Source organism: Rania fehmarnensis (assembly GCF_056494185.1).
Genome location: NZ_CM151398.1, coordinates 7,432,054 through 7,445,452 on the forward strand (window position 1 = coordinate 7,432,054; position 13,399 = coordinate 7,445,452).

The 13,399-nt window shown below is 55.3% G+C and carries 8 protein-coding genes; 3 read left to right on the top strand and 5 right to left on the bottom strand.

All coding sequences use genetic code 11. From position 1 onward, the window contains the following. Positions 1-177: 177 nt before the first annotated feature. Entirely contained in the window at positions 178-1,836 is a 1,659-nt protein-coding gene (locus tag SH573x_RS25285; RefSeq protein ID WP_479350830.1) for a M28 family peptidase, read from the top strand. Positions 1,837-1,929: 93 nt separating this feature from the next. Further along, positions 1,930-3,117: a 3-dehydroquinate synthase gene (locus SH573x_RS25290; RefSeq protein ID WP_479350831.1), complete on the top strand. Its 1,188-nt coding sequence runs from the start codon at positions 1,930-1,932 to the stop codon at positions 3,115-3,117. Positions 3,118-3,283: 166 nt separating this feature from the next. Here the strand turns inward: SH573x_RS25290 and SH573x_RS25295 are convergent, their stop codons facing one another. The 5 genes from SH573x_RS25295 to SH573x_RS25315 all read right to left on the bottom strand — a co-directional run bounded on the left by SH573x_RS25295 (position 3,284) and on the right by SH573x_RS25315 (position 11,951). Beyond that, positions 3,284-3,589, bottom strand: a complete 306-nt coding sequence (locus SH573x_RS25295; RefSeq protein WP_479350832.1) for a hypothetical protein — start codon at positions 3,587-3,589, stop codon at positions 3,284-3,286. A gap of 446 nt (positions 3,590-4,035) precedes the next feature. Further along, positions 4,036-7,716: a cytochrome c biogenesis protein gene (locus tag SH573x_RS25300; protein ID WP_479350833.1), complete on the bottom strand. Its 3,681-nt coding sequence runs from the start codon at positions 7,714-7,716 to the stop codon at positions 4,036-4,038. Between the two features lie 23 nt (positions 7,717-7,739). Then, on the bottom strand, positions 7,740-8,846 hold the full coding sequence (locus SH573x_RS25305; RefSeq protein WP_479350834.1) for a hypothetical protein: 1,107 nt from the start codon (positions 8,844-8,846) through the stop codon (positions 7,740-7,742). A gap of 564 nt (positions 8,847-9,410) precedes the next feature. Beyond that, positions 9,411-10,448 carry a DUF3500 domain-containing protein gene (locus SH573x_RS25310; protein ID WP_479350835.1) on the bottom strand — a complete coding sequence of 346 codons (1,038 nt, stop codon included), beginning with the start codon at positions 10,446-10,448 and terminating at the stop codon, positions 9,411-9,413. Positions 10,449-10,616: 168 nt separating this feature from the next. Continuing rightward, positions 10,617-11,951, bottom strand: a complete 1,335-nt coding sequence (locus tag SH573x_RS25315) for an outer membrane protein assembly factor BamB family protein (protein WP_479350836.1) — start codon at positions 11,949-11,951, stop codon at positions 10,617-10,619. 324 nt (positions 11,952-12,275) lie between these two features. Here SH573x_RS25315 and SH573x_RS25320 point away from each other — a divergent pair, with 324 nt between their 5' ends. After that, positions 12,276-12,989 (top strand): SRPBCC family protein, encoded by a 714-nt coding sequence (locus SH573x_RS25320; RefSeq protein WP_479350837.1) that lies wholly within the window; start codon positions 12,276-12,278, stop codon positions 12,987-12,989. The last annotated feature ends 410 nt before the right edge of the window (positions 12,990-13,399 follow it).

Consider the following 13,399-nt stretch of genomic DNA (forward strand, 5'->3'; position numbering starts at 1 on the left):
GCGAACTCTGCGTTTTAAAACTGATGGCCATGCATCCAAAGTCTGGCGACTTCGGCTACAGCACAAGACCACCTGTTTGGCTCAGGAGGAGCTTCGCCCTCACGGGACAGGCGCTGAGCAGATTTGCTACACTGTGGGCATTGGTGTCTTTCCCTGTTTGCGGCTACGAGTTAAACGATGAAGTACTTTCTAATTGCGATGGTTGCCTTGATCTCAACCGCTCGAGCTCAAGATGCGTGGCGACCAATCAAAGAACATGCCACGGCGATTGACTTAGTCACGGAAGAGTCACTGCGAGCCCACATTCGCTTTCTGGCTGACGATTTATTGGAAGGTCGCGGGCCAGGTTCGCGGGGCGATGAGATAACGCAGCTCTACCTATCCACACAATTTGAATCGCTCGGGTTTCAACCGCTCATGCCCGATGGCCAGTGGTCGCAAGCTGTGCCGTTGGTGGGTGTCACTTCTAGCGCACCGGCTACCACAGAGTTTCGATTGGGAGACAAGTCGCTGACCTTGAAGCATCATGACGAAACCATGTTCACCGCTGGCCGACCAGCTGAGCAGATTTCGGTCAAGGACGCTGAACTGGTGTTCGTCGGGTACGGCATTCAAGCTCCCGAATACGCTTGGGATGACTATAAAGATGCCGACCTCAAAGGCAAGATCCTGGTCATGATGAACAATGACCCAGCCAAAGATCCAGAGTTGTTTGCTGGCAGGCGCCGTCTGTATTACGGCCGATGGGATTACAAGTACGAATCGGCCGCGCGTCAAGGCGCAGCCGGAGCCATCATCATTCACACCACCGAATCGGCCGGGTATCCCTACCAGGTCATTCAAACTTCGTGGAGTGGCGAAGAGTTTGAGCTGAAAGAAGAAACGGGTCCGCGCATGGACTTGCGCGGTTGGGTAACCGACGATAGTGCCAAGAAGATCGCTGAGCTGGCCGGCAAGTCGCTCGACGATTTGCGGGCAGCGGCCGAAACACGTGACTTTAAACCCGTGCCGCTGGGTGTGAAGATGTCGATCGACATCAAGTGTAAAGTGCGCGAGCAGAATACGGCTAACGTTCTAGCCATTTTGCCCGGTAGTGATCCCGAGCTCAAGAAAGAGGCCGTGATCTTCATGGCTCATCATGATCACCTGGGTCTGGCCGAGCGTCGCGATGCACGAGGCGACAACATCTATAACGGCGCTATCGACAACGCGTCGGGCACAGCAGCCCTGCTGTCCATTGCGCGAGCTGTCGCCAGTTTGCCCATCGCCCCCAAGCGATCCATCATGTTGGCTGCCGTGGGTGCAGAGGAACAAGGACTGTTAGGCTCGCGTTACCTGGCGGCTCATCCACCCATTCACGCTGGTTACATGGCTGCGGTTATTAACATCGACGGTATCAATCACTTGGGCAAGACACGCGATTTGAACTTGATTGGTAATGGCAAGTCCAACCTGGATCCACTTATCGAGGCCGTGGCTAAGTGGCAGGGCCGCGTGGTCACCCCTGACTACTTCCCCGATCGCGGCTACTACTATCGCTCGGATCAATTCTCGCTGGCTAAAGTTGGCGTACCGGGCATTTATTTGCATGCGGGTATCAACGTTATCGGCAAACCTGATGGCTGGGGCAAACAGCAGCAGGAGGAATGGGTCGACAAGATTTATCACCAACCCAGCGACCAGTACGATCCTAAATGGGACCTGGCCGGTGCCTTGGACGACATCCGTTTGCTGGCCCATGTTGGCCTGGTAATCGCCAACAAACCGGAGCGTCCAGCCTGGAACCGCGGCGACGAATTCGAGGCCGCCCGCCTCAAAGCCTTGGAGACACGCTAAGCGGATGGCTTGCGGGTTGTGATTCGCGGCTTTGGGGTTAAGATAGTTGAGTACCATCTCCGCCAGTCCCACCGCTTCGGCCGTTGACCCCACATGATTGACCCGTTTCAGCCGGACAATTCGGCTGATCAGCTCGATGTCGACTTCTCTGTGCCGATGGTACATCGCTTGCGGTTCACGCAAGATTGTTTTGGCACCGATGCGGCAGCCGTGCTGCAACTGTTGGAACACGCGCCAGGTACGCCAGCCCGCGTGCAAGTGTGGGTTGATAGTGGGCTTGTGGATTACGACTCGGACTTGCTTCAGCGGATCGAATCGCTGCTGGCCAAACATCCCAGCGATGTCCTGCTGGCCAGTCCGATTGAAAGCCTCAGCGGTGGCGAAGAGATCAAGAACGATCCGCGTTATGTGGACTACATTTTAAAGGCCATCAACACCGCCAATCTGGATCGCCGCAGTTATGTACTGGCGGTCGGTGGCGGTGCTCTGCTAGACACCGTCGGCTACGCGGCCTCCATCGCGCATCGCGGTATTCGACTGGTGCGTTTTCCGACCACCACGCTGGCTCAGGGTGATTCCGGAGTTGGCGTCAAGAACGCCGTCAATTGGTTTGGCAAGAAGAATTGGAAGGGCACCTTCGCTTGTCCTTGGGCTGTGATCAACGATGCCCGATTGCTCGAAGGGCTGTCCAATCGCGATTTCCGTTGCGGCTTTACCGAATCGGTAAAGGTAGCGCTGCTGAAGAGCCCAGCGCTTTTCGAGTATATGTCCGAACATGCCGATTCAATTGCCCAGCGTGATCCATCCACCAGCCAATGGGCGATTCGACAATCCGTGCTATTGCATCTGCAGCACATCACCCGAGGCGGTGATCCCTTTGAGTTACTGGAGGCCAGGCCGCTAGACTTTGGGCATTGGTCAGCACACAAATTAGAAGCTCTCACCGAATATGGCTTGCGCCACGGCGAAGCTGTGGGCATTGGCGTAGCGCTTGATACGCTCTACTCACATTTGCGATTAGGTCTTAGCCGCACGGTAGCTGATCAGACCATCGACATCCTGCAGCGACTAAAGTTGCCGATCTACGACGAAGCGCTCAGTGAAGAAGCGGTCTTCGACGGTCTGGAAGAGTTTCGCCAACACTTGGGCGGCGAACTGACGATCACGCTGATTGAGCAAATTGGTCAGCCAGCCAACGTTCACGAGATCGATCGCGCCGCGATGAAAGAAGCGATCAGCGAACTATCCATTCGCAACCGCAGCCTAAGCCGTAGGCGTTAGCCTCGGTTCTTTGGAATTCGGTGGCGCTAGCCACGGTTCTTTGGAATGCTGTGGCGCTAGCCACAGCTTTGATGTGTTAACCAACCATCTCGCAGCCTGCACGAACCCAGGGCGTTAGCCCGGGTTCCTACTCAAACGCAAAACAACCGAGGCTAACGCCTGCGGCTTAGGCAGGGGTGTCGGCTTCTTCGGCGACTTCTGCCGGAGCCGGTGTGGCGTCGCTCACGCGAACGTAACCCATTTCGCGAATGACTTCGAGAATCTCGCTGCAGGTTGGAAACATACGACCGCTGCGGCGTTTGTATTCGTCGATGGCATGCATGAAGGCAATTTCATCGTCGCTATATTCGCGTTCGCAGGTGGTTGGGTCGATCTGGCGGCGGCGTTGCTTCTTGGCCCGCTTCTCAGGTTTCGGTGTGATAACTTCCGTGCTCTTGTCTTCCAGACGGCGTTCCTTACGTCGACGATCCATCTCGACAAGCGTGTCTCCTACATTCGACAACTCAGACACGGACATGCTGACCCCATTGTGCTGTAATGATTGGGAAAGTGATTGCGCAATGACCCGCATAACTGCGATTGTCACTGGACGCATCAGAACTTTACCGCTAATTGGAGATTTGGTCGGGTCAGCTGAACCTTTCTGCGTAGAAAAGCTTAACCGCATGCGGCAAGATGGCTGGTAGTGCGGATTGTAGGAAAGCTGCAGCGAGGACCTGTCTGTAGCTGAACTCGCGTCACCTCCCCCGCGCCGCGGGGGAGGTCGCAGACGAGGCGTTTAGCCTTCGTCTGCGGGAGGGGGCTCAGCGCTAGGTAAGACTCCTGCGGTACTAATCATCTCCACTGCCAAGACCCCTCCCGAATCTCGCTATGGCTCGATTCGACCTCCCCAAGGCGAAGCCTTGGAGAGGTGACTGTTTAACCTTTCGACCCGAGGGCCGGTGGCGTCTTCCCACCTATGCCTCCGGTTAATGCCAGGGCCCCGATCACAAAAGCCAAGTGCCCAATTACGACACCCGCTAGCGTCACGAGCACGGCCGAAGTGAAGCCGTAGCTGTGCAAACCAATTCCCAGTTGGTTGGTGCCGAACCAGGACCAGCTGGTAACGATGTTGCCCAGCACCGCCAGCACCGCCAATCCACGTTGACCGACGATGCGATCCCAGTTGGCATGCAGTACCAAGGCATTCCAGAGCACGATCATCAGGGCCCCGTTCTCTTTGGGATCCCAACCCCAGAAGCGGCCCCAACTGTCATCGGCCCACAACCCCCCGAGAACCGTACCGATGAAGCTGAGCAGAATCGCAAAACACAACACGCCGTAAATGATGCGTGTATAGATGTTTTGCAAGTCGCGGTCATAAGCGGATTGCTGATCAACGCTCCGGCGATCCATGCCGCTCTTGATGCGATGCACTAGCGCCATGATGCCGAAGAACCCAGCCAAGAACGTGGCGGCGTATCCTAGCGTAATGGTGATCACGTGCGTCGATAGCCAGAACTGCGTGTCCAGGACAGCTTCGAGCACATGCATGGTATCACTGGTGTCAAGCGAACGCGCGATGCTGAGCGTACTAGCCCCGATAAGCGCCGCGGCCAAGTTGCATACACCGATCGGATAGATCAATTCGAGGATCATCGAACCAAAAACCGCTGCCCAGCCGATGAAGACCGCAGACGAATAAAGATTGACCACCGGCGGCCGACCCGAAATCCAAATGCGTACAACGATGGCTACCGTGTGAATGATAAAGGTCATCAAGATCAAGGCAAACGTCGCCCAGCGCGTTGTCGGCGACGTAGCCAAGATCCCGCACAAAGCAGTGATCGCGGCAACGATGTAGAACAACACACCCCAGACCGTTGGATTGAAGTGATTCAACCACACTTCCACGGGCACACCGCTAAACTTGCGATCGACACTTGGGAGCTCGTTGACATACTTCAGGTAGTCACTGGATGCCTTGTTGAGCGCTGCTGAATCGTTCGCGCGATAGGCATCAAGGATGACAGTGAACTTTTCAATGGCAGGATTGGGCTCGCTGCGCATGCCCAGCTTGAGGGCCAAGTAGCTGGTGAAGAAAGCGGGACTGAAGGCTTGCCAGCGATCGTCTAGCGCTTGTTCCCCATCTTTGTTGGCTTGGGGCGGAATAATGGCCGGCGGATTGGCTTGTTCCAAGCGGCGCTCGAACTCCATCAAACCTCGCAATTGACTGGCAAAGCGATTACGTCCCTCTTCGGTATCTTCGAACTGCGCCTCGTTAGGCAGCGGCGGCATGCGATAGCTGATCGAGATGATGTCGTAGAGTTGCAGCTTGCGCTGGACCTGTGCCAGTTTCTCATCTTCGGGAGTCAACTTAGCATTGGCATCGCGTTTGGCCTGCAGCTCTTGCCCCAGTTGCTCACCCTTGTCCTTCAATTGATTGTACGAGTACAAGTAACCAGGTCGTGGTTTCAAATCGAAGTAATCACGGGCCTCCTGCGAATAGACGCGGAAGACGGGTGAATCCGCAGCCCACTCTTTATCTGCCATGACCGACAGCAGCCAACTGGTGGCCGAGTTTCGCTGACCGGTACTATCCTTGGGCTGCGGAGTGGAACCAAACAGTGGTTCATACAGAACTTGCAGCACATTGCGGGCTACCGTATCCAGCGGCTTAGGCCGACCTTCATGCATGACTGGAATCTTGCCAATCGTGTACCAGTTCGTTTGGTTCTCTTTATAGCGGGGTGGCTGTGACGCATACAAAACTGTCAGTCCGACGATCACAAAGACGCCAGCCATGGCAACCACGATGCGCCGCATCGATGTCGAGTTGCCCGCAGTTGTCCTGGAATCGTGGCTGGGTTGATAAGGATTTTCACTCGCCAGCTTTTGCGCCGTCGGAATTGCACCGCGTTCAAACCGATTGGCAAAACGCAAGAACACACCGCTGAAGTGCGAGATCATGCCAAAGAGTACTAGCATGCACGAGACGTACGGAATAACCCAACCTTGATTGGCTACAACCTGCAAGCCCGTCATTTCGACCAATTGGCCGTCATTGCCGCGCATGGAATTGTATTCGCTCTGGTAGAACGATTCGTTGCGATAACGTACCGGGTTGTTCATCCAGATATGGCCAGCGAACTCCGAATTGTCATTGCGAGCATCTTTGATCACCACATGCGATGAATAATCACGCACGCGATCGGAAACTTCGTAATCTTTGCGTTCAACATCTTTCAAGAATACCGAATAGGGTTTGTATTCACGACGAAAACGCAATCCGATCTCATAGGGCTTGCCATCGATGGTCACCCGATCGTTGCGATCATCCGGCGCGCCCATGAATATCTGCTTTTGATCGTTCAAAAACTGGGTCACCAGGTGCACCCCGAGCGATTGGTCGGTCTGCTTGTCAATCAGTTCGACATACGCGGAGGCGACGTTGACTTTGCTCATCGCGCCGCCGCTGGTGCGTTCCTCGACGGCCTGCATCTGCAGACCATTGCCGGCGGTGGCCAGATTCTTGTCGGGATCTTCGACCCTGACCATGGTGCTATTGGGCATCCACCGGATCACCTTCACCTTCACCGGCAACGCAGGATCATCGATGGGGCGATCGCTCTGAGCGGCGCGGCTCAAGCGACTTTCCGGAATCGCCAAAACATCATCAGCGGTTGGATCGCTGGTATCGACCAGGGCCAGTTCGACTTCGTTCTGACTGTAAACTAGATTGGTTTCCTGACCTTCCAACAATGACATCCGCTGTTCGACTTGACGATCACCGAAGATGAATTGTCCCAGCATCATCAGGGCCACGCCGATGTGAATCAGCACGTTGCCACCGCGATTGCCAAAGACCATCCACAGTCCAGCCAGCACGACCATGGCCGCCACGCTCGATTGCAACAACTGCCACACGATGCGCAGGCCTGGGTCATCCAATCTCACGCGATTGCCGCTAGCCAACAAGAACACCGTCAGCGCTACCATGAGCGAAGCGATCACCCATAGGGTAATCCGGGCCAGCGAAGGCAAGTTGCGAGGAAACAGCGCGGCGGCAATCGACAGGATTGTTAGCGCGACAATACTCCAACGCAGCATGTCCCAGAGTTGTGCGTACTCGATGGGCGGCTTGCCTTGCAACCCTTCGGTTTGATTGCCAGCGATGATTACAGCTACGACCAACCCAGCTCCGAAGAGCGACATGAGAACTCCGCCAATCAATCGACCACCTTTGGCCGACATGTGAAAGCGCGTCAACTTGGCCGCAATCAGATTGGCCATCAGGATCAAACCGATGGTCGCTCCACCCGGAAACGGAAAGGCACCTGGGATAGGGTTATCGTGCGGAAAGACAGTAATGGGCAGCAAGACGTCAAAGGGTATGATCGCTAAAAAGCTGTTGAAGTACTCGGCTTTGACTTCGCTCAAGTTCTGTTCGTCTTGAGCCAGCGTGCCGAACAGTACTAACCAGGTTGCCAGGAAGAACATCACTACGGTGATCTTCAATGAACCGGCCAGTTTTAAAACTTCCCAAGCCGTCATGGGCTGGGCGCCAGTTCGCGCGCCGGCCAAGGCGGACTTCATTCCGGGGACAGAACTTGCACTCATAATAAATTCGTTTCCTCGTATGGTTACCAGGTCAACTCTTTGACCATGGAGACGAAGGCTGCGTGTTGTGACTTGACCAGTTCCGCTGGTCCCATCATTTTTATGAACAGCGAATCTTGGCTGCTCCAATCGACTTTGGCCACACTGATAGCTTGGGGATCTTCTCCGGCGCCACTCAGTTGATAAATTTCCGTAGGAGCCTCATTGACTGTTAGCTGCTCGCATTCAGCCAGCGCTTTGGCTACTTGCTCGGGATCGCCACGGACCTGTCCATTCCAGCGAGCCACGTTTGATTCTCGATCACCTCCGGCAGCGATAAAGGTAATGGCCGCTTTCTTGCCGTCGGCTCCAGTGACTTCATACGAGAGCATGGCCATCGTGTTCAGCGGAGGAACCTCTTGCCAGCCTGCGGGCAATTTCACCTTGAGCTTGTCTTTAGCAGTCGCCGTAGGACTCTTGGTTTGTTGGGGTGCTACTGGCGGAGCGTTTGGGGCCATGCGGCTGAACGGTCCTCCACCCATACTGGTCGAACCGCCATCAGCCCGTCCGCGTAACGTGACGTAATAGGCAGGTAGCTCAGGTTTAGACAATCTCTCAATCGGTTCAAACCCGCTGGCCATTTCTTCCCAGGGCTGATCGTTTAACTGCAGTTGCCCGCGCCAACGATTGACATTCTGAGCCACGTAATCTTGCCACCGCTTTTGGTCGAGGTCCTTGGGATCAAAGGGAAAGCTCAGCTGAGACAGCGTAACGCGTATCTGATTGTCCGACGCCGGACTGAAAGCGCGGTAGACGAACTCATTAGCGCCAGCTTCTTCACTCCACTTCTCAGGCAATTGCCACGACGGCTTGCCATCGGGACCAAAGCTGAGCGACTCGACGAGCTTGCGAAAATCCTCGCGGTACTGCTCAACCTTCTCCGGCTGAGCCGTCAGCTTGAAGGTCCAAGGTGTGGTTTCCTGCGGCAGGATGGCCGCCAGCATCTCGCGCTGCTCAGTTAATTTAGGCACTTTGTAGCGGCGAATGGCATCGTCGGGTGAACAGCCATTCAGGACCGCCATGATACTAAGCAGCGTACACGCCACCCATAAGTTGTATTTGGCGAAACCAGGCACGTTGTGTGGAGTCATAAGCGGGTTTTTGAGCAAGGATCGAAAGGCGTGGTGACCGAAAACGGCTTTCCAGTCAGCCGACCGAAGGCACGTCTATTCTACGCCTTTTCTCAGCCGCTGGCGTGGCCAATTTGTTCGATCTGGTGGGGTGGGATTCACGTGATTGATTTTGGTAGGCAGGCTTGGTCACGTGGTGGGGATGTAAGTTGAGCGAACCAGGACCGGATATGGACTCACAAATCGAGCTTTGCTTTGGAGTGCGGTGCCACCTGGCACCGCTTTGATGTAAGTAAAGTCTCTAGCCGCAGCCTGAGTCACTCTGAACGTTTGAATCACCTACTGCGTGCAGGCTGCGGTACAGTCGGGTTATCACATCAAAGCTACGGCTAGCGCCGCAGCGGCGCTGCACTCCAAGGAGTCACCTATGGAGTGCGGTGCCACCTGGCACCGCTTTGATGTAAGCGAAGTCTCATGCCGCGCCTGAGTCGCTCTGAAAGTTTGGAGTCACCTGGTTCGTGTAGGCTGCGGTACAGTTGGGTTATCACCTCAAAGCTGCGGCTAGCGCCGCAGCACTCCAAGGAGTTATTGAATGGGCAAATCAAAGTCGCCGGTTAGGTCCCGCCATACGCAGTGGATGTGATTGGCGGGGTTGCCAGCTGCATCGGCTTGCACGTTGATGAACTCGACCAAGAACGTTGGGCCTTGGACTCGATAGTAATGACCTGTGCCCGGCTTATCAGCCCCTGACCAGGCGAAGGTTAACTTGTCGAAGCCGGCTTCTTCGATCAGCGACCAGCGGTTCTCGGCGACTTCGCTACGCATCTTGTCGCTGTACGCTTTCAGCAAACCTTTGAGCAACTCTTTTTGACTGGCCTCCATCTTGGCGACGGACAGACCTTCGGGAGCAGTCTTGGGTGGCTGCGGTTCAGCAGCACCACGAATTTCTGTGGGCGTCTTGCCTGGGAGCATTACGAGTTTGCGTTGTTCTTCGTTGAGCTTGCCTAGCAAATCAAAGGCGAGCGTCTCTTCTTCACGCAAGACTTGCAAGCCCTTTTCAAAGCCTTCGCCATAGCTGGCCTTGAGTTCAGCGGGATTGGTGGCGAAGAATTGTGGTGTGGAATCGACGATCTTGTTGCCTTGCATCGAGAAGTTGAGCGAAAGGTGATGGCCTTCGATGCTGAGTCCCCAATGCTCTTTTTCGCCCGGCATTCCATAGACGGTGACATAATACTTGAGCGGATTGCGACGCTCGTGACTGTCGGGGCCTTCCAGCTGGCGCAGGACCCCCTCCAACGACATGATCTTGGTTGCCTTGTCAAAACCTGCTTGACTAACGGCAGCTTTCAAGAGATTGCGAGCGGCGGCTTGCTGCGCTTCGTTCATCTCCATCATCGGCAAACCTTTGCGGGTGGGCAGGGGCACAAATTGCCAATTGGTGCGTTCTTTGTTGCTATATGGCAACATGGCTTTCTGTTTGGCTTCGCCGCTGAGCGATTGTGCAAATGTTTGCGCCGCGCCTACCAGGCTGGCCTCTTGAGGTGCCAGCGCGGTGGTTATCACACTGCGTGAAAGAGTTACTAACGCCAAACAGCAAATGGCTATCGAAATCCAAGTACGCACGGTTGAGTTCTCCAAGGAGGGATGGGGTCAGGAGTGTAGCGGAAGCCGTCAAGGCTTTCGAACAGGGAAGGGCGGGTAGGTCGAATACGTAATCTACGAAATGCTTGACGCATTCCGCTACGGGTAAACTACGAAATGCTTGACGCATTCCGCTACGTGCATGCCACATTACTTGGCAGACAAATCAATGCAAACTATTTCTTTGTCGTTGCGAATGAAGGCATGCTTGTCGGCGTAGGCCGGGTGAGTCCAAACCACGGGCCGGCCAAAGCCGTCGCTGGTAGGTTCAATCACATGCGCTCGACCAAGTTCTTTAAATCCTTTCGGACTCAGGTCGGCCAAGATCAAGTCACCGGTCTCGGCAAAGATCCAATACTTGTCAGCTTGCTTAGCGACGAAAGCGGTACCGTGATTGACGCGGCGCGTTGCACCTTTGGACGTTAGGTCATAGGTTTCCCACAATCGCGTACCATCGGCAGCGCTGGCTGCAATGAATAGACCACTACCACAGTCCGCTCCATAAATTGTGTTATCCACAAACATGGTCGGCGCGTTGGCCGAATAGATGGCCGACTTGGCCTTGCCGCGCCAAAGTTCTTTGATCGATTGTCCGTCAGCCCCGATTTCAAACATCGCTCCTACTTCGCCGATACCGCTAGCGTAGAGTCGATTGCCTTCCAACCGCGGCACGGCGATCGCCATGGCGTAACTGGGTTTCAGCGGCGCACTCCAATAGACTTTGCCGGTAGTGGGATCCAGAGCATTGATCGAATCAGCGTGCCAAATGAGCAGCTCTTCTTTGCCACCAACTTCAATGATCGAGGGTGCACAATAACCGATTTCGCTAGCCGACAAAGCACGCCATTTTTCTTTACCAGTGCGTTTATCGAAAGCAACTACCACGCTGCCTTCGCCGCCCGCCAGGCTAATGACCAAGTCGCCGTAAACCAATGGCGCAGCCGAATGTCCCCAAATGGGCGTTTCCGACTTGTATTCCGTGGGCAGCGACTTGCTCCATTTAACTTGACCGTCACTGGCTCCCAAGCAAACCAAGTCACCTTCGGCGCCCAAGCTGAACACCAGGTCACCATCGACAGTAGGTGTCGCGCGTGGACCATTGCTGTACGAGATGTTGTAAGGGCGTTTGTATTCGTGTTTCCAAATTTCTTTGCCGGTCTTGGCATCGAAACAGAGAACGCGTTCGGTGCCTTCGCGCATATCGCGACCACCTGGGTTGTTGGTGTTCTTGCCCGAAGTCGCGACGTAGTCGGTCACGTAGACTCGACCGTTGGCTACAGCGGGTCCAGCATAGCCACCGCCGATCGGTGCGCGCCATGTCGTGGGCAATCCAGCGGCGGGTATCGAAGTGACATAACCCGTCTCGCGAATGACGCTGTCTCGCTTGGCGCCCAACCAGCCCGGCCAATCTTCGGCATGCGTAGCGGGAGCTGAACCTACCAGCGCAGTCGCCGCGCACAGGGCAAGGAAGAAGCTGGATTTCATGCTGCACTCCGATCAATAACTAGTAACAAACAACTGGCTTGGACCTCCGATTATAGAAAAAAGGTCGCACTTAGCGAAGTTGGGCCCTCGAATTGCTTCTCTATCTCGCAAAGAAACGTCGGTTTTTCACAAATTCTTCGCACCGCAAGGAGCACCAGTACCATGTCGTTTGGTCAGTCATCTTCCACTTCAGGTCAAGGGTCTAGCCGCTCACAATCCGCCAGCAGATCAGGTTCCACACAGACTAACCGTCGACAAGCAAACGCAGAACGCAATCAGGTTCAGCAGCGCCGCAGTAACGAAACGCATTCTAGTGACAGCTCGATGTGGTCGAATACTTGTGAAAACGTCGGCTCAACCGAGCGGGTTGTCTCAGCTGGGCTAGGTGGTCTACTGGTAGCCAGCGGCATTGTGCGTGGTCGTTTGCCAGGCCTGGTATTGACTGCTGTCGGTGCATCGCTGCTATACCGTGGCCTAAGTGGCTATTGCGCGCTGTACCAAAAGCTTGGCATGAATACGTGCGAATTGGAGGACGACCAGTCACCCAGCAGCTCAGCTAGTGGTCCGCTGGCCGCATTTATGCCCGAGCACAAAGGCGTTCACGGTATCAAGGTTGAAGAAACCTTTACCATCGATCGTTCAGCCCATGAACTGTACGACATCTGGACGCAATGGGAAAAGTTGCCCGAATTCTTGCCGCATATCAAGAAGATAGAAAACATCGGTGAGAAGAAGACGCGCTGGACTGCTAGTGCTCCCCTGGGCATGACCTTGACCTGGGATGCGGAGATCATCAAGCAAGAGGCTGATCGCATGGTCTCCTGGAAGAGCACCAACGGCGACGTGGCCACCGCCGGCTCCGTCCACTTCCAATCCAAGGGTGAAAAGCAAACTGAGATGAAAGTCTCCATGCAATACGATCCACCCGGCGGTAAAACCGTGGCGGCCGTCGCCGAGTTCTTTAACATGGGCCTGGACCAACGTATACGCGAAGATTTGCAACAGTTCAAGAAACGTCTGGAATCGCGCGGCGCTTAAGTCGCCAGTCACCTCTCCAAGGCTTCGCCTTGGGGAGGTCGAATCGAGGCTCTGCGAGATTCGGGAGGGGCGAGTCCTGTGGCACAAGAGTCAACCGTAGCGCTATGCCCCCTCCCGCCGACGACGGCTGAACGCCGCGTCAGCGACCTCCCCCGCTTCGCGGGAGAGGTGACGTTCATCTCTCCATGAGCAGCATGGGGAGGTCGAATCGAGGCTTTGCGAGATTCGGGAGGGGCGAGTCCTGTGACACAAGAGTCAACCGTAGCGCTATGCCCCCTCCCGCCGACGACGGCTGAACGCCGCGTCAGCGACCTCCCCCGCTTCGCGGGAGAGGTGACGTTCATCTCTCCATGAGCAGCATGGGGAGGTCGAATCGAGGCTTTGCGAGATTCGAGAGGGGCGAGTCCTGT